Below are 18477 nucleotides of genomic sequence, written 5' to 3'. Positions count from 1 at the left end.
TGTGTATTCTTTGTGGCTGTAACAAACACATTACCAAAAGGCATAAAGTAGAGTCGCCATATATTACCGCAGTATTAAAGGAATGGTGGCAGAACGCTTTTAAAACGCTTGAAACCCCAGTATTTAAATGTTTTCACGCTGATCCAAATTTTTGAACTCACGATTAATTCACAATTTAAATAGAACGTATTGAAGTAATTTGACACTTCTGTACTCTTCAAATTTAAAAAAATATGATTGATTTTAAATGAAATCTATGAATAACCTTCTTAATTAGTTGAAATGAAAAAAACAGGTTATAAATTTAAGATTTGAGAAAAAATATAATTTTTAATTATATTTTTTTGTATTTATGTATTATAATTTTTTATAACAGATTTTTTAAATTATTCCTTTTGTATAATTTTTTCATTAATCAATGATGAGAAAGGCATCCCCCTTAACTTTCCATGAAAAAAAGCAAAGAATTAGAAGAAAAAAGATTGGCCGATCTCCAATCCTATGAGATTCTCGACACTTTACCTGAAAAAGAATTAGACGATTTAGCTGAAATAGCTTCTGCGATTTGTGATACTCCTATTTCCTTAATTACTTTTTTGGATGAAAAACGACAATGGTTTAAAGCTAAGAAAGGTTTGGCTGTCAATGAGACTTCCCGACAGGCATCGTTTTGTCAGTATACTTTAAATAAACCCGAAGAAATTCTAGTAGTCAATGACGCTTTGAAAGATAATAGGTTCAAGGACACTTCCTTAGTGACTGGCGATCCTCGAATAAGATTTTACGCCGGTGCTCCTTTAAAGACTCCAAGTGGAAATGTATTAGGATCTTTATGCGTAATAGACAAAAAGCCTAGAGAAATTTCTGAAAAACAGAAAAGGGCCCTGACATTGTTAGCTCAAAAGATTATGAACTTTTTAGATAATCGAAAAACCTTAATAAAGCAGGAGCAGGCCATGGAAAGAAAATCCAAAAGCCTTATAAAGCTGACAAATAATATACCCGCAGGTATTTTTCAGTTAAGAATGACTCCAGATGGGAGATTGAAATTTATCTTTCTAAGTCAAGGTATGAAAGAAATACATCCATCAATTGACTTAGATGAGTGGATAAAAGACCCTACAGTAGGATACAGTATCATTCACCCAGAGGATCTATCAGAATTCATTAAAAGTCTTGAAGAATCTCACAAACACCTTTCCCTCTGGTATCATGAATATAGGGTAAAGGATAATAACGGGTTTAAATGGCATGTAGTCCGAGCCAGACCTGAAAAGCAAGTGAACGGAACCGTAGAATGGTATGGAAGCTTCCAGGACATCAGTAAATATATTGAATACGAAGAGGCTATGGAGCAAATTTCTTTTGATATATCTCATGTTTTACGTAAACCTGTAACTAGTCTTTTAGGTTTAATTAATTTAATGACAAGCGCAAAAAAATTAAATGAGGATAGTATGAAAGAATATTCAAATCATATTGATGAAGTAGCTAAAGAGTTAGAGGAATTCACCAATAAATTAAACGATATATATTCAACTAAAAAGAAAAAGATATCTGGTTATTACAAAAATACTTATGGCGGCTCTTAATACTTTAAGAAATTTATTTTTTTGAGTTTTTTATACAAAATCACCATATCCTAATGAGTAAAAAAGTAATTGTAGTAATAGATGATGATAAAATTTTTCATTTTATGATTAAAAAAATCCTGCAAAGAATTGATGAAAATGTTAAGGTTTTGTCCTTTTATGATGCAATACAGCCTTAAAATTTCTAGAAAGCGTTAGTTTCTCAGATAATTTATTTCCTGACTTTATTTTTCTAGATATTAATATGCCGTTGATGAATGGTTGGGAATTTTTAGAAGTCTTTCAAAATGAGCTCTGTGAGGTTTCAAAGAGTGTTCCTTTATATATTGTATCTTCATCAAATTACTCTCAGGACAAAGAAAAAGCACAGCAAAAAAACGTCACAGGTTACCTTGTGAAACCATTAAAGACTGTCCAGCTTGAAAGTATTATAAAAAATCGATAAAATGGTTTAGTTGATCAAAAATTGCCTTCTACACTTTTTAATTAGCAAAGCAAGATGTGTGCCTGTGGGCACAATCTTGATTGCTCCCGATTGTCGCAATAAAAAAAGAGAGGTTTAAGGGGAAGTTCAGGTTATTTAAGTATTTTCTCTAAAATCAAATAAAACTTACTCTAAAAGTTGATAACTATAATAGCTTTGATTATCCCAAGTGATAATACTTAAAGAATTTCCATCATCTCGATTTAGATTTTCCTGAGTAAACATTTCGAACTGTTCTACAGCTTCTATTAAAGCGGTCTCATTTTCATAAATAAAATAACGGGAAGAAGTGTTATTCCAGTTTCCTGATGAACTATCAGGATAGGGAGTTCTTCCATTTTCAGGAAAGGTATATGAAGATAATGATTGCATATCATCCAGTTTCTCGAAGAAATTAGCACACAACTCCGTTTGATCTAAATTAGTACCGCAAACTACAGCGAAGGAATTTTCAGGATATCTGAAGGTAATGGGGTTTATTAAATCAGTAAAATCGGTAGTTCGGGGAAGAATTTCAATTTGTTCTGTATTGATATTTACTTGGTAAATATCAGTTTGGTCTGCACGGACAATTTTAAGCTTTTGCGTAGTTTCCGGTAATTCCAAGGTGGCAATAGCTGGACCAAAAGCAGTCAAACATATACCTGGCTTATGAATATTATTTATTATAACCGTCATTTCATCTTTCTCAAAACTTTTAGAAAAATCAATCTTATAATTGAAACAAGGATAAATTTCAGAGGTTCGAAGAGTTAATTTTAAGATCGGTAAGCTTTGATCGTTACTGGAATAGACCTCTTCTGGATAGAGTTCTATATCAGTGGCAAGAATTTCATCATCAGTAATTGTAGTTTCCTCAGGTTCACAGGATACTAAAATAAAAATGAATAATAATACGTGTAATGGTCTCATATTTAATAGATGCAAAAAGGACCAAATGGTTGCGTTAAATTCTAAAAAATAGAATCAGTGGAGAAATTAATAAAATTTAAAATCAATTTAGACTTGAACTTTATTTACTTTTTTCATCTTAAGCATTTTCCTTTTGCGGGTGAAAAGAAAATAATATGTAGATAAGGGTGAATAGGTCATTCTGCTATTTTCATTTACTTCTTTCAGCGCCATTGCATTACCTTTTGATGCCTTTCATCTCCAAGCTTTGAAATTATAGAGGAGCTATAAATAGCCTGCCGGTTTATGCGCTCCGATTAATTTTAAAGCTTGTTCCTTTAGCAGCAACAGGTAAAGTGATGTAAGAAGGCTTAAAAAATCTAAAATCCTGATCGGTGAATTTTAGTTACCGCCTAGTGGACTTGAGTTAAAAAGCTTTTTCGATATTATTCTTTCAATATTTAATATTTTAAGCTTTTTGGCTCGTGTCCAAGACAAATTGTAATGAACCTCTTTTGCTGAAATGGAGCTTTTGCGAAGTGGAGATAAAAGTGGTGAGTGGGTTTGAAATTCAGTTTTTCCGTGAAATTTGTCGCAAAAATCAACCTATTTACAGGGGATGCGAGAGCATTTGTCGCAAATTCCGTGAAAAACAACAAAATGCAAATGCTTAATTTATTGATTTTCAATGTATTGTAATTCGGTAACTTCGCTCTGCGTGTTACCCTCTTGCTATTCGATTTCGTCCCGCAGTCGGGACAAAATTTTCATACATGTTGGTTCGCACCAACTGCTTTTTTAGGGCAATTAAAAAATTCCCTTTAATAGTTTAATGGGTATACTTATTTAGCGAAAGTCAAATCAGTAGAATTCCTGTGATGATATTGTTTCTGCAGTATTCATGAAAATGAATTTTTCGTTTGATTTGGTGCCTTTTGATCTAATTTGACATAAAACTTTGAATTGCTTCGAATCAGAAATTTTGAGACGGCAGATTTTTGATATTGAGAGACTCAAAACCTGTCAAAAATTTCCAATATTTACTTGAAAACAATCTATTCGAATTTGCACCACACTTTGGCAGTAAAAGGTAAGGTGGTATAAATGATTTCAGAAAAAAGGAATTTAGAAATTCTGAATATTAAATCCCAGTTCGGCCTAACTGTGCTTAAGCCAAAAATTATCCCATCAATTAATATAAAGGTTTTTGGCAGGATATAAAGCATTTATAAGAATTGAAGTTTTTAATATAAGTAAAAGTATTGGGATAGAAGGAAATGCTATCGTTTGTGAAATTTGGACTTTGTCTTTTAGTTTCATCTCTATTATGAGATTTTAATCTTGTAAACGTACTTTTAGTTGAGAGAATAAGTGTTCTATTGCTTAGGAACTATCAATTGATTTGAAAAAAGAAATAAATACTAATATTAAAAAATTCTAGCCATTATAAAATAGAATAAATAAGGTGGATGACGTTTTGTTTTGTATCTCTATATTTTAAATTACCATCCTAAAGTATCATATTCTCAATTAAATAATTATATATTTACCATATACTTATGGATTTTATTTAAAAAACTCCACTATTGGCTCACGGTATAATAAATAATTCTTTTTTTATTAATCGTCTTAAAAAGGGCGAGAATACTGCCTATGAAACTTTGTTTCGTCTCTATTTCGATAGGTTGTTCTATTTTGCTAAAAGTTACTTGGAAGATGAGGATGAGGCAAAAGAGATTACCCAAAATGTATTTTTCAAATTCTGGAAAAAGAGGGCTTCACTAAACATAGATTCCAATCTGAATGCTTACTTATTCAGAATGACAAAGAATGAATGTTTGGATTATTTTAAACATCAGAAGGTAAAAGCCAATTACCAGGATGTTATTCAAAGAGAAAGAGCTTCCCTTAATCAAACATCCTTGCAGAATCACCCAGATCTTCTTCTTATCGAATCAGAATTAGAAGAAAAAGTGAGTCAAATCCTGAATGAACTTCCTCCTCGTTGTAAGCAGATCTTTATCAAAAGCCGTTTTGAAGGTTTAAAATATAAAGAGATAGCCAGCGAAATGAATATTTCTATTAAAACTGTAGAGCATCAAATCGCTAAAGCTTTGCGCTTATTTCGAAGAGAACTGCAAGATTATATGGGACTTTTCTAATAATCTATTAAAAAAAATCTTAAAAAAACAAAAACTGAATAGGGGTAGTCTTGTTCTGTATCGTCATATCTATATAAGAATTATGAGAAAAGAAGATTTAATACAATTTATAAAGGGTTCGGGAGACAGAAATTTTCAGGAATCAGTAATTGATTGGGTGAAGGCCTCTCCTGAGAACCGCAGGTATTACAATAGAGTAAAAGCTGAGTATGTAAGTAAGTTTCATATTGACCAAAACGTGGATATAGATAAGGAATTTGATCGATTCCTTTTAAGAAAAAAGCAAGGATTCAATCGGAGCTTAGTCCTTAAGATCGCATCGGTAATCATTTTTGCTCTTTTAGCCGGTGGTGGTTGGTATTTAACGGATAGAGAACTGTCCTCTGCGCCCCTGGCTATTTATGAAGCGCAACCCAGTATTATGGAAGAGCACATTCTGCCCGACGGGAGTAAGGTTTTATTAAATTCAGGTAGCATTATAGAAATAGCCTCAGACTTTAACAAATCAGACCGTAACATTTATCTGGAAGGTGAAGCCTTTTTTGAAATTGAACGGGACACGGCCAAACCTTTTATTGTAAACACCGAAAGCAATTTACAAGTTAAAGTATTGGGAACCAGTTTTAATGTTAAGTCATATAAATCTGATCAAACAATTGAAACAACCTTAGTAAGTGGAAAAGTAGAACTACTTCAAAACAGTAAAAACCTGCCTGGTATAGGGCTTTATCCAAATCAGAAGGCCACCTTTTATAAGGCAGAAGATAAAATAAATATAGAGCTGGTTTCTACTGCTGAAATCATATCCTGGAAGGAGGGGATTCTCATATTTGATAATGAGCCTATCCAAAAAGTACTTACTAGTCTGGAACGCTGGTATGATGTGGAAATTGAAATTAAAGATAGTGTGATTAGTACATATACATTTTCGGGTAAAGTAAAGCATAAAACGAGTATAGAGGAAGTCTTGGAGTTAATTGAAGCTTCTTCTCCTATAAAATATCAGTTAGATAAAAAACAAAAGATCTTTATATTAAGTGAGAGCAATTAAAAAGGTAAGGGAAGTGCAGCAACACTCCCCTTACTGTTTAGCATTGTTTCTTTTTGAATGAACCAGAATAATAACTAAACCTTCAAAACTATGAAAAAAAAGTTAAATGGCCCTCTGCCTATTTGTACCACCGACGATTTTTCTAAAAAGTTAATCAGGATTATGAAGATCTATTCCTTAATATTATGTCTCACGATTGTAAAAATATCAGCTTCTAGCTTAACGGTATACGGGCAAAACATTGAGTTGAATTATCAGGATACAGAATTGAGAGCTATCTTGTATGATCTTGAAGAGCAAACCGATTATAATTTTTTCTATAACAATAAGTTAGTTAATGAGAAGGTGAGAATTAATATCAGTTTTTCCAGTGAGAATGTTCAGGAAGTGATGTTCCAAATTTTAAAATCAACGAACATTAATTTTAAAATTATTAATAATAATATCGTCTTATACAAAGATGATTTTTCAGAGGCTTCTGAATATATATCAAACCATCCATCAGGTAGGAGATTAACCTCACAGGGTATTATAGATACTTACGATTTTCAGCAGGTAGTGGAAGGAAAAGTAATGGACGACAATGGGCTTCCTTTGCCGGGAGTAAATGTAATAATTCAAAATACCAATACAGGAACGCAAACTGATTTTGATGGCGTTTTTAGTATCGAGGCCGAGGAGGGGGATGTGTTGGAGTTTAGTTATTTGGGAATGGAATCACTCACCTACCGAATAACTGACTTGGAATCCCCAATAGAAGTAGTGATGTTGCAAGATGCTGATCAGCTAAGTGAAGTATTAGTAGTTGCTTATGGAAAACAAAGTCGAGCATCATTTACAGGAGCTGCAGTTGATGTAGATGTTAGTAAAATTGACGAATCCCCGTTAGCATCATTTCAGGAAAGCCTCCAGGGTAATGTTGCCGGTTTACAAATGTCTGCGCAGAGTGGACAACCTGGGGCAGCGCCGGATATCCGTATAAGGGGAATTGGTTCTATCAATGCCAGTTCAGACCCATTATATGTAGTAGATGGAATTCCGGTTGTATCGGGAAATATTTCCCAGATAGCTACAAGCTCTAATACCATTGCAGGTATTAATCCAAAAGATATAGAAAACATCACGGTTTTAAAAGATGCTTCAGCCACTTCTATCTACGGGTCCAGAGGGGCGAATGGGGTTATCCTCATTACCACCAAACAGGGGAAAGAAGGGAAAACCACCTTTGAAGTAGGTGTTCAACGCGGAATTAGCCAAATGCTCTTACCGGACCGAAATAAACCTCTTAATACTGCTCAGCATTTAGAATTACTTATTGAAAGTAGGGTAAATGCCGGGGATACCCAACAGGAAGCAGAAGACTTTATATATGGTAATGTAGATAGAAATATTGACACGGACTGGGAAGACGTTATTACCCGTAATGGTAGTTACGAGCAATATAATATAAGCGCGAGTGGTGGTTCAGAAAAAACCCAATTTTTTGCTTCCTTAGGTCTTTATGAGCAGGAAGGGGTAATTATTGGAATTGGTTATAACAAGCTCAATGCCCGATTAAATGTTAATCATCAAGCGACCGATAAATTAAAAATTGACTTTGGGATTGCCGCTAACAATCAGAAACTTAATACAAATAGTGATGGCGGGAGTGCCCATAATCCGGTTCGGGCCTTAGCACGGGTTGTGCCTTGGGAGCCCGTTTATAATGAGGATGGTAGTTATAATACAGATATTCTTCTCACCTATAACCCTGTTGGTCTAGTAGAGCAGAATGTACGGGAAACAAAAATTTATGGAATTCTGGGTAATTTAAGTTTAACCTACGATTTTACAGAAAACTTTAGTTTTCAAACAAAAGGCAATGTTGATTTCAATCTAGCAGATGAATTCCGTTTTGACAACCCTGTTTTTGGTGAGGGTAGAAATGACGGTGGAAGAGGCCGCGCCTATAACAATAAAATCATCAATTATAACATCACCAATCTCCTAAAATACAACTGGCGAATTAATGAGGATCACAATCTCGATTTCACTTTAGGACAAGAAGCCCAGAAGATAGAGAGGAGTTCAGTTTATGCTTTTGTTAGTAATTATGGAGCTCCGGGCCTTACAACCCTGGAAAATGCGTCGGTTTATCGAAATGCTACAAACAGCAGAACAGCCTCCTCAATTTCCTCTTACTTTATTAATGCAAGTTATGCTTTCGGGAATAAATATTATTTGAACGCCACTGCCCGTAGGGATGGTTCTTCTCGCTTTGGTTCAGACGTAAGGTATGCAAACTTTGGGTCGGTGGGTGCCGCCTGGAATATTGCTGCTGAAGATTTCATGGAGGATGCAGAGATGGTTAAGGAGCTAAAATTGCGTTCCAGTTATGGAGTTAACGGAAACCAGGAAATTGGAAATTTCGCTTCCCGTGGCTTATATTCCACAGGAGCAGATTATAACGGAGAACCTGGGTATGTTTATAGTCAACAATCCAATCCCAGTCTAACCTGGGAAAAGAACAAGCCTTTTAATGTGGGATTTGATTTTAATTTTAATCACCGCATTACCGGTACTGTAGAATATTACAATAGGACAACCACCGATCTGTTATTCAGAGTACCTATCTCGGCTACCAACGGAATCACCAATTTTCTGACAAACATCGGAGAGATGAAGAATTCAGGCTGGGAGTTTGCCCTCAACACCGTAAATATTGATAACCCGGATGGTTTGAATTGGATCACCAATTTCAACTTTACGACTAATGCCAATGAGATCACCAAATTACAGGATGATGAATCAATTGTAGACGGATATTTTATAAGGGAAATCGGGGAAGATTTTTACACTTTCTACATGCCTGGTTTTGCAGGTGCCGATCCTGAAAACGGAGACGCTTTATGGTACACAGACGAAAGTGAAACGACCACTACGAATCAATATAGTGAAGCTCAACCTTACAAACAGGGAAGCGGTTTACCCGATTTCTATTCAGGACTAACCAATACCCTAACTTACAAAAACCTAAGTTTTTCTTTTATGCTATATCTAAACTACGGAAATAAAGTTTACGATTATTGGGGTAGGTATACAAACAGTGACGGGAGTGCAAGGCTAAATGACAGAGGCAATATGACACAAAACATCTATGAGAATAGGTGGCAAAACCCTGGTGATATCACTGATGTACCTAAAGTGGTTTGGGGTAATTCCCAATCAGGACTTTCAAGCCAACATTCCACAAGATTTCTGTATGATGGTACTTATTTAAGATTACGGGATGTCACCCTATCTTATGATCTGCCTGAAAGTTTCATAGAACGTATAAGAGTAAATAATCTTAGGTTATATCTGAAAGGGAATAATCTTTTAACCTGGGTGAAAGACGATAAAATAGAATTGGATCCAGAAGTTGGAATTACAGGTCAATCTGATCTCAGAATTCCTATTTCAAGACAGCTTTTAGTTGGATTAGATCTTTCATTTTAAAAATAAGCACAATGAAAAAAAGTATAAAATTTATATTAGTTATTTTCTGGACTTTTTTATCCATCTCTTGTAGCGAGGATTTCCTAGAAATAGATCCGGAACAAAATGTAGCTGCAGAAAATGCAGTAATAGACCTTAGTACCCTTCAAACTGCGGTAAATGGTGTATATAGTAATTTACAAAGCAATGGGTACTATGGAAGGAATTTATATGTTATGCCTGAACTTATGGCTGATAATCTTTACCTAAGTTTGAGAAATACGGGTAGATATCTTGATTTCAATAACTTCGTTGTGAGTGAAGAGGATTCTTATGTAGAAAGTGCCTGGAATTCAATATATGAAGTGGCGGTAAATGCTACACGAGTAATTGAGGGGGGCGAAAATTTACTGGAGCAATTTCCCGGTCAGGAAGCTCAAATAAAGCAATTACTTGGAGAAGCTTACACTTTAAGAAGTTTGGCTCATTTTGACCTCGTACGTTTATTTGCGCAACCTTATAATTTTACTGCAGATGCTAGCCACCCTGGTATACCCCTAATCACCGAAATTAATGAAAATGAAGTTTCCCCATCCAGAAATTCGGTAAATGAAGTTTATCAACATATAAACTCAGATCTCAGTACAGCGGTTTCATTAATGACGGAGGCCAATCAGGACGGCAGGTTTTCCGTGAATGCGGCATACGCCTTAGCCGCAAGAGTGGCCTTATATGAAGAAGAAAACGAGAAGGCCATAACTTATAGTACAAATGTTATTGAAAGTAGTGTTTTTTCACTTATTCCAAATGAAAGGTATATGGAACTATGGTCGGTGGATTTCAACGAAGAAACCCTTATGGAAGTTATCAATACTATAGCAGATAATGCTGGGACCAATGGTTTGGGGCACTTTTTTGACGTGACTGGATATGCAGATGCCTTGGTTACAGAGGATCTTGTTGCTACTTATGATGAAAGTGATGTTCGCTTGCATGCCATTTTAGAAGGTTCTAAACCGGGAGCAGAAGAGGAAGCTTATTTCGTGAATAAGTTCCCCAATGGGACTTTGCATGATGATAATATTAAAATTTTAAGACTAGCAGAGCAGTATCTAATAAGAGCTGAAGCTTATGCAAAGACCGGGCAAAACGAGCTTGCCCAACAGGATTTACAGGTAGTGATGAGCAGAGCAAATCCAGGTGCTGAGGAAGTTGGTGAAGTCGGGAATGAATTAATTGATAGAATCCTATTAGAAAGAAGAAAGGAGCTCGCTTTTGAGGGTCATAGATTATTTGATTTAAACAGAAACAAAAGAGGAGTGAGTATTGATCAGGGAGAAGGAAATGTGATTGAAGCTTCGTATCCCAATGAGAAATTCATATTACCAATTCCTTTAAGTGAAATAAATGCAAACACAAACATCGAACAAAATCCGGGTTACTAATGAATTAGCCATAATTCAATAGGTATTTAATCTAAATCGCGGGAAGGCATTATGTTTTTCCGCATTTAGATTTTATAATTATTAACCAAGCACTTTAACAATGACTAAAAACCTATTACCTTTCATACTACTTTTAAGCTTGTTGGTAACTCTTTCCTGCGGAACCAAACCAAACCCCGTTTCACAGGATTCAGATGAAATTATAAATGATAAGACGCTGGATAGCTTTTTTCAGGAACTTCAGGAAAAAGACATGTTTAGTGGTGCTGTGGCCGTAAAGAAGAATGGTAAAATTCTGTTGAAAAAAGGATACGGTAAGGCAAATTTTCAGTTTGATAAGGATTTTAAAGCTAATACTCCTATGGAGGTAGCCTCCGTTTCCAAACAATTTACAGCAGCAGCAATAGTTTTATTGGAACAACAGAGTAAATTAAATATTGAAAATAATGTTCAAGCTTATTTAGATGATTTTCCCTACTCTGAAATTACCATAAAACATCTGTTAACTCATACTTCAGGCCTGGTAAATTATGCCAGTCATTTTAGACAAAACTGGGACACTACGAAGGTCGCATACAATAAAGACATATTTACCTATTTTAAAACTGAGAAACCAGATCTGGAAAGTGTTCCAGGGGAGAAATATAGCTATTCCAATTCGGGATATGTAGTATTGGCAGAAATAATTGCGAGAGTAAGTGGGGAGCCATTAGATGAATTTCTGCAAAAAAAAATCTTTCAACCTGCAGATATGAAAGCGAGTGCTTTCTATGAACGAGACACTATTTGGAAAATGAAAGGTTATGCTCCTGCGTATATGCTGGATCTTAAAACCTGTGAATATACGAAGCCGGAGAATCTTCCGGGAAAATATTACTATACATTCTTAAGTGGCAGATTAGGCCCGGGCAGATTATCTTCAAGTGTAAATGATCTCATTAAATGGGACAGCATTTTAAATACCAATGCTATATTCAGTAAAAAAAGCAAAGATAAAATTTTCCAGGTTTATAAGCCAGAAAAGGACAGCTCCGATTACGGATTTGGATGGCATATTTATAATGATGATAGCCTGGGTAAGGTAGTTTATCACACCGGGAGTTGGGCTGGAAATCTCACTTCTATTAAAAGATATATCGATGATAGGAGTCTGATAATTGTTCTAAATAACAGGTATAATACCGCTTACTTAAAAGATATCCGGAAGCAGGTTGAAGGTTATTTAAAGGGACAAACTCTGGAAGTGCCTAAACAGAAAATAGAACATCTCTTACCAAAAGAGATCTGTAATTTAAATAAAGAAAACCTGTATTCCTGGTATGAAAGTATTGCAAACGAAGTGGAGATCTCTCTTGAAGCTTTAGCAGATATGGAAAGGGAATACCGGGAAATAGATGAGCCCCGAAAGGCAGATCTGGCAAAGGACCTAAGCTCTTTTATTACAACTACAAACTAACATATAGAAATGAACAATTTGAAATTCAGATTAATAATTCCCCTCAGCTTCCTGCTTTTCCTTGGGCAGTATACTAAAGCGCAGGATTATGACCTCATTATAAGAAATGGCACTGTCTATAATGGATTAGGAGATAAGCCAAGGATACAGGATATCGGAATTAACCAGGATAAAATTGTAAAGTTGGGAGACCTCACAGATAAAACGGCGGTCACGAACATTGATGCTAATTTTAAAGCTGTGACTCCCGGTTTTATAGACACTCACGCACATATAGAAAACATCAGGCAGTTACCCACTGCTGAAAGTGCTATGCGCCAGGGCGTAAGTCTTCTCATTGGCGGTGCAGACGGGGGTGGTCCCGATGATTTCCCAAGCTATGTTGACAAAGTAAGCGAGCTGAAGTTAGGGGTTAATGTGGGTTACCAGGTAGGTCATAATTCGGTTCGCGAGAGGGTTTTGGGCACAGAGAACCGTAACCCAAGCGAAGAAGAATTATTGCAAATGCAGGAATTGGTAGCTCAAGCCATGAATCACGGCGCCTTTGGTCTAAGTACCGGGCTAACCTATGTGCCAGGGACATATTCTGAAACCGAAGAGGTAATTGCCCTGGCCAAAGTTGCAACAAAACATGGAGGTTTTTATTCTTCCCATATTCGCGATGAAAGCCTGGGCTTGATCGAAGCTGTCTCAGAAACTATTGAAATAGCCGAAAAGGCCGATATCACGGTAGTACTCAGTCACCATAAAGCCCTGGGGGCCGGGATGTGGGGCGCAAGTGAAAAAACGCTGAAAATGGTGGATTCTGCCAATGCAGCCGGTTTAGATGTGAGATTAGATCAATACCCATATACAGCCAGTTCTACAGGAATATCAGCTTTAATCCCTTCCTGGGCACGCGCAGGAGGAAGTGATAAGTTTAAGGACCGACTTCAGGATAAGAAACTAAGAGACAGTATTGAAAAAGGAATTCTTTATAATATAATCCACGTGAGGGTTGGGGACGAATTGGAACGTCTACAATTCAGAAAGTTCGACTGGAAACCGGAATTACAGGGAAAAACCATGGTAGATTGGCTGGAAATGGAAAATCTCGAGCCTACCCCCGCCAATGCTGTAAACCTAATCATTCAGGCTCAAAAAAACGGTGGAGCGCAAATGATCTATCATGTAATGCATGGAGAGGACGTAAACCGAATCATGAAACATCCTAAAACCATGATAGCTTCAGATGGGAAATTATCCCAACCGGGCGAAAATCATCCTCATCCCAGGTCATACGGTAGCTTCCCAAGAGTTTTAGGGGTGTATGCAAGAGATAAGAAGGTGCTAAGTCTTTCTGAGGCTATAAAAAAAATGACTTCGATGCCCGCTGATCTTCTCGGACTCCATAACCGGGGAAGAATAATGGAGGGTTGTGTAGCCGATTTGGTAATCTTTGACCCTGAAAAAATTAAAGATATGGCCACTTTTGAAGAGCCTCATCAATATCCATTAGGTATTGAAACTGTTATTATAAACGGACAGATAAGCCTGGAAGGTAGTGAGCTTACAGGAACTACTGCAGGGAAACTTATTACCTCAAAAAATATAAAACTTTAAAATCATGAGATCATACAACTCATTTTTCATAGTATTCCTTTTTTTGCCCAGCCTCATTTGGGCTCAGGAAACCATAACTAATAGCATTTTAAATGATAAGGATAGTTTTTATTATATAAATACTAAGGATTATCCTGAAGGCGAAAAAAGTCTCCCGATAGGCGTATTTGATTCCGGGATTGGCGGGTTAACGGTTCTTGATGCCATCGTTAATTTTGATGGTTTCAACAATGAATCCCTTGATGAAGGTGCCGATGGTGAAATCGATTTCAAAATAGAAGAATTTGTTTACCTGGCGGATCAGGCCAATATGCCTTACGGTAATTATTCAGCAGAAAAAAAGGATGAGCTATTACTAGAGCATATCCTTAAAGATGTACAGTTTCTTCTTGGGAACAAGTATTATCCTTCTCCTGAAACCGAAACCTTCAAAACCGATAAATCGCCTATTAAAGCTCTGGTTATTGCCTGTAATACGGCAACTGCCTATGGTAAGGAGAATATTCAAGCTTTTTTGAGACAGGCTGAATTAGACATTAAAGTAATTGGTGTTATTGATGCGGGGGTTAGGGGTACTTTGGAAAAGCTCGCTCTCAATGAAGATGCTACCATCGCCGTAATGGCTACAGCCGGCACTGTTTCATCTAAAGGTTATGTCAATACTATCTATGAGCAAAAAGACAAATTGGGGTACACTGGTAACATTGAAGTATTTCAGCAGGGAGGGATAGGCATCGCTGAAGCAGTGGATGAGGATTCGGATTATTTCGACAAGAATTTAACCAAACCACGGGAAAGTTATAAGGGGCCGGATTTACATGGGAATTTAAGGATTGATAAAGCTCTAATGGATATATATAACTTCGATTATGAGGATTTCAAAATGCTTTGCGATGCCCAAGGCAGTGATGATTGTAATATTCTACAGATTAACGATGCAGAGAATTATGTGCGCTATCACCTTGTTTCTTTAATGGAAAGGATTAGAAAAGCAGATGTTCAACAACCTTTAAAATCTATAATTCTGGGCTGTACTCATTATCCTTATTTAACCAGGGAAATCGATCGTGTACTAAATGAATTGTATAACTACCAAGAAGAAGATGGGAGCTACCGTTACCGCAGGTTTATGGCTAAAGACATCAACCTTATTGATCCTGCATTAAATACTGCCCTGGAATTATTTCAGCATTTAAAGGAGGAAAAACTTTTCAATGAGAAAGGAAATATAAATAACAGTGAATTTTACATTAGTGTCCCCAATCAGGATAATTCAAATAATATAACCAATGAAAAAGGAGATTTTACTTATGAGTATAAATACGGCCGGTCTGAAGGAGAAATTCAGGAATACGTAAAAGTTGTACCGTTTAGCAGAAGAAGCATCTCGGCGGATATTTTTGCCCGATTGGAATTCCAACTTCCCTTTACTTATAATTTAATAGAAGAATTTATTGGAGATAGTACCAGGATTAGCAGATAGATTTATATTGTCAATTTACTTTTTTCATCTAGAGCATTTTCCTTTTTCACGTCGAAAAGAAGTGAAATAAAGAGAAAACAGAGAAATATAATAGTTTTGCTCCTTTATTTCATTTACTTCTTTCAGCGCCCTCACATTCCCTTTTTCGATGCATTTATTTTACAACATCCTTGCCTGGTGAAGGGTATAAAAAGAGTAGGCAAAGCCGAAGCGGCTTTATGCCGCTGTCCAGGAAAGGATGTTGTTATTTGCATCTTAAAAAGGGGAGGGCTTATGGTTGACGTTTAGGTATGGTTTAGGAAATACCACTATTTTGTTGGGAAAGAAAAACTAGGATTTGAAGTTCAATTTAGCGGACTTCATTGAAAAATTCCGAGTGGAATGAAGCGTTCCGATTTTTCATCGGGTTAGCGTAAGGGAAGTCGCAATTTCTTTGATGGTGTCCAAGATCTTTTTATAGAAGCGCTTTTCCCGAAATGAAGCTCTTGCGAAATGTAGTGGGAACGGGCTAAACGTGTATTAATTTAGTCGCTAAGCATTTCACAAATTAATAGCATTCTTCAACTTCTTATTTCAAATTTACAATTGTTCAATTTATAATTTTACTGCAATGAAAACTAAATATGAGATAGAGAGGAGTCTTCTAACCTGTTCTGAAAAAAGAGTATTTTTTGGTTTCGCAAAAACTATATAATACCCTATCAAAAAATTAAAAATATCTATACTAAATATCAAATTCCTTTACCGCTACTTTTTAAACCTTGATTATTCTACAATATTCTACAATTGTTGTAGAATATTTTAACAATGATTTTATTAGTCTTATGCATTTCTTCAAATTTTGAATGATGGAGATTAGTTCTTAAACGCCAAAATCTATTTATCAGGGTAATATAGCGTGGTTAATGCTTTTAATAAAAAATTAAGAAATTTTGGATCGTTTCGTGCGTTAATGCCTACGAAAATTGGTAGTCAAAAAGTCTAAGCTACCGCGCTTCAAATTGAATTAATAATTAAATGATTAAACTATGTTAAAAAAGAATTTAAACAAATTGGCTTTAGTATTAGGAGTTGTATTATTTGCTTCTTGTTCAGAAGATGATAGTATTGACAACCCAGATAACAATACTGGTGAAGAAACTTCAGTTTATATTACTGACTCACCAGTTGATCAGGCTAATGTTGAAGCTGTTTTTATCACGGTATCAGAAGTTAAATTAAACGGTAAAGCTATTGAAGGTTTCCAGAAATCTACAATCGAAATTAGTAGCTTAACTAACGGAAGTACAGAAATGTTGGGAAAATTGAATCTAGATGCTGGAACAACTTCAAGTATAGAATTGGTGTTAGCAGATTCCGATGATGACAATAATGCTCCTGGGAACTATTTAGTTACTAAAAGTGGTACAAAACAAGAACTTTCAGGTGTTACTCAGATTCAGCTTAACGATCAAGTTGAGATCAAAGAGGATGGGCCAAATGATATTGTACTTGATTTTGATCTTAGAAAAAGCATTAAACAAGAGGGTGATCAGTATACATTTGTATCTGATGGTTCACTTCAAAAAAGTTTAAGGGCGGTAAATACTTCTAATGTTGGGGTAATTGAAGGTAATGTTGAAAATAGTTCTGATGCTAATGCTGAAACAGTAATTGCTTATGCATATAGGAAAGGTGAGTTTAATGAATCAGAAAAGGATGGTGACCAGGGGGTAAGGTTTAATAATGCTGTAAGTAGTTCGGTAGTTTCAGAATCTAATGGTGATTTTGAAATACATTTTCTGGAAGAAGGTGACTACGAGATGTATTTTGCTTCCTATTCAGACGATGATCAGGATGGGAAATTAGAATTTTCTGGTTTAATCAGGGCTGAAGCTATTGGCGGGCTTAACCTCAATGGAGTTTCTGTAGATGCTAATACTACAGTAAACCTTGAAGTTACTTTTAAAGGTATATTAGATTTATAAATAATTTTATTTATAAAAGTTTAATAAATACTTATTAGACACTATCTCATTAAGTGTGTAAATAAAAAGGGAGTTTTGACTTTAATTATTAAAGTTCAAACTCCCTTTTTAAATGGTGACGTTGCCGTCACATTACCTTTTTCGATGCTTTAGTTTTACAACATTCTGGCCTGGTAAAGCGTATAGAAAGAGTAGGCAAAGCTGAAGCGGCTTTATGCCGCTGTTCAGGAAAGGATGTTTTTATTTGCATCCTAAAAAGGGGAGGGGATTAAGGATGATATTTCGATATGGTTTAGGAAACACCACCACTTTGTTATGAAGGAAGGACTATGATTTGGAGTTCAATTTAGCGGACTTCATCGAAAAATTTCGAACGGAAATGAAGCGTTCCGATTTTTCATCGGGTTAGCGTAAAGGAAGTCGCAATTTCTTCGATGGTGTCCAAGATCTTTATAGAGAGGCGCTTTTCCCGGAATGAAGCTTTTGCGAAATGTAGTGGCAATGGGCTGAACGGGTATTAAAATATTTCGCTAATCATCCGTATACGAATAGAAGGATAAGCTTTTTCTTCTAACCTTTATTAAAAGTAAAAAGCTGAACAATTAAAAAAATTCAATTTAAAAGCTCCAAGGTTTTTTCTCCTACAAAGTGGCTTTCAAAGGTAAACCTTACTTTATAATTTCCAGTTTTTGTATAAGTAAATACCCGGCTACAGATACCATTTCCCATGTAAAGGTTGTGTTGATGGGTAGTGGGAATATAAGTAGTAAGCTTTTCGCCATCGGTATTTGTGAACCCCATTCGATTTAGGAAATCTTTTAATAAGACTGTAATTTTAAGGTTGCTTTTGTTGAAAAAAACAACTAACTTCGCTTACACCTTGTAATC

At 35.7% G+C, this 18477-nt stretch carries 12 protein-coding genes and 1 pseudogene; 11 read left to right on the top strand and 2 right to left on the bottom strand.

Annotation, left to right across the window (positions count from 1 at the left end):
• The first annotated feature begins 449 nt into the window (after nt 1–449).
• From B5488_RS07865 to B5488_RS18390, 3 genes and pseudogenes are all read left to right on the top strand, one after another.
• Nucleotides 450–1592 (top strand): GAF domain-containing protein, encoded by a 1143-nt coding sequence (locus B5488_RS07865; RefSeq protein WP_079734767.1) that lies wholly within the window; start codon nt 450–452, stop codon nt 1590–1592.
• Between the two features lie 53 nt (nt 1593–1645).
• Nucleotides 1646–1771, top strand: a complete 126-nt coding sequence (locus B5488_RS18270; protein WP_262507348.1) for a hypothetical protein — start codon at nt 1646–1648, stop codon at nt 1769–1771.
• A 35-nt stretch (nt 1772–1806) separates the two neighbouring features.
• Nucleotides 1807–2037, top strand: a pseudogene (locus B5488_RS18390) (response regulator); the annotation flags it as partial.
• A gap of 165 nt (nt 2038–2202) precedes the next feature.
• On the opposite strand, the gene B5488_RS07855 reads toward B5488_RS18390, so the two are convergent.
• Nucleotides 2203–2988 (bottom strand): hypothetical protein, encoded by a 786-nt coding sequence (locus B5488_RS07855; protein WP_079734765.1) that lies wholly within the window; start codon nt 2986–2988, stop codon nt 2203–2205.
• A 1565-nt stretch (nt 2989–4553) separates the two neighbouring features.
• On the opposite strand from B5488_RS07855, the gene B5488_RS07850 reads away from it, so the two are divergent.
• The 8 genes from B5488_RS07850 (at nt 4554) to B5488_RS07815 (ending at nt 17589) form a co-directional block, all read left to right on the top strand.
• A complete protein-coding gene (locus B5488_RS07850) occupies nt 4554–5129 on the top strand; it encodes an RNA polymerase sigma-70 factor (RefSeq protein WP_079734764.1) in 576 nt (191 codons plus the stop codon).
• Between the two features lie 82 nt (nt 5130–5211).
• The gene (locus B5488_RS07845; protein WP_079734763.1) at nt 5212–6180 is read left to right on the top strand and encodes a FecR family protein; all 969 of its coding nucleotides are present in this window, start codon (nt 5212–5214) and stop codon (nt 6178–6180) included.
• A gap of 90 nt (nt 6181–6270) precedes the next feature.
• Nucleotides 6271–9657, top strand: coding sequence for a SusC/RagA family TonB-linked outer membrane protein (locus B5488_RS07840; RefSeq protein ID WP_079734762.1), 3387 nt, complete (start codon nt 6271–6273; stop codon nt 9655–9657).
• Nucleotides 9658–9668: 11 nt separating this feature from the next.
• The gene (locus tag B5488_RS07835) at nt 9669–11081 is read left to right on the top strand and encodes a RagB/SusD family nutrient uptake outer membrane protein (protein WP_079734761.1); all 1413 of its coding nucleotides are present in this window, start codon (nt 9669–9671) and stop codon (nt 11079–11081) included.
• 100 nt (nt 11082–11181) lie between these two features.
• On the top strand, nt 11182–12537 hold the full coding sequence (locus B5488_RS07830) for a serine hydrolase domain-containing protein (RefSeq protein WP_079734760.1): 1356 nt from the start codon (nt 11182–11184) through the stop codon (nt 12535–12537).
• Nucleotides 12538–12555: 18 nt separating this feature from the next.
• Nucleotides 12556–14139, top strand: coding sequence for an N-acyl-D-amino-acid deacylase family protein (locus B5488_RS07825; protein WP_170065299.1), 1584 nt, complete (start codon nt 12556–12558; stop codon nt 14137–14139).
• Between the two features lie 4 nt (nt 14140–14143).
• Nucleotides 14144–15622: a glutamate racemase gene (locus tag B5488_RS07820; protein ID WP_079734758.1), complete on the top strand. Its 1479-nt coding sequence runs from the start codon at nt 14144–14146 to the stop codon at nt 15620–15622.
• 1028 nt (nt 15623–16650) lie between these two features.
• Complete coding sequence (locus B5488_RS07815) at nt 16651–17589, top strand: DUF4382 domain-containing protein (protein WP_079734757.1); 939 nt, start codon at nt 16651–16653, stop codon at nt 17587–17589.
• Between the two features lie 612 nt (nt 17590–18201).
• On the opposite strand, the gene B5488_RS07810 is transcribed toward B5488_RS07815, so the two are convergent.
• On the bottom strand, nt 18202–18390 hold the full coding sequence (locus B5488_RS07810) for a hypothetical protein (RefSeq protein ID WP_079734756.1): 189 nt from the start codon (nt 18388–18390) through the stop codon (nt 18202–18204).
• Between the last annotated feature and the right edge of the window lie 87 nt (nt 18391–18477).

Origin of the sequence: Salegentibacter salegens, from assembly GCF_900142975.1 — a bacterium.
Taxonomy (GTDB): domain Bacteria; phylum Bacteroidota; class Bacteroidia; order Flavobacteriales; family Flavobacteriaceae; genus Salegentibacter; species Salegentibacter salegens.
This window is presented reverse-complemented; position numbering and strand designations above follow the sequence as displayed.

Coding starts and splice junctions, on each gene's coding strand:
- B5488_RS18270 (WP_262507348.1), top strand. CDS start 1,646: ATGAGTAAAAAAGTAATTGTAGTAATAGATGATGATAAAATTTTTCAT.
- B5488_RS07810 (WP_079734756.1), bottom strand. CDS start 18,390: ATGGGGTTCACAAATACCGATGGCGAAAAGCTTACTACTTATATTCCC.
- B5488_RS07845 (WP_079734763.1), top strand. CDS start 5,212: ATGAGAAAAGAAGATTTAATACAATTTATAAAGGGTTCGGGAGACAGA.
- B5488_RS07815 (WP_079734757.1), top strand. CDS start 16,651: ATGTTAAAAAAGAATTTAAACAAATTGGCTTTAGTATTAGGAGTTGTA.
- B5488_RS07840 (WP_079734762.1), top strand. CDS start 6,271: ATGAAAAAAAAGTTAAATGGCCCTCTGCCTATTTGTACCACCGACGAT.
- B5488_RS07855 (WP_079734765.1), bottom strand. CDS start 2,988: ATGAGACCATTACACGTATTATTATTCATTTTTATTTTAGTATCCTGT.
- B5488_RS07865 (WP_079734767.1), top strand. CDS start 450: ATGAAAAAAAGCAAAGAATTAGAAGAAAAAAGATTGGCCGATCTCCAA.
- B5488_RS07830 (WP_079734760.1), top strand. CDS start 11,182: ATGACTAAAAACCTATTACCTTTCATACTACTTTTAAGCTTGTTGGTA.
- B5488_RS07820 (WP_079734758.1), top strand. CDS start 14,144: ATGAGATCATACAACTCATTTTTCATAGTATTCCTTTTTTTGCCCAGC.
- B5488_RS07835 (WP_079734761.1), top strand. CDS start 9,669: ATGAAAAAAAGTATAAAATTTATATTAGTTATTTTCTGGACTTTTTTA.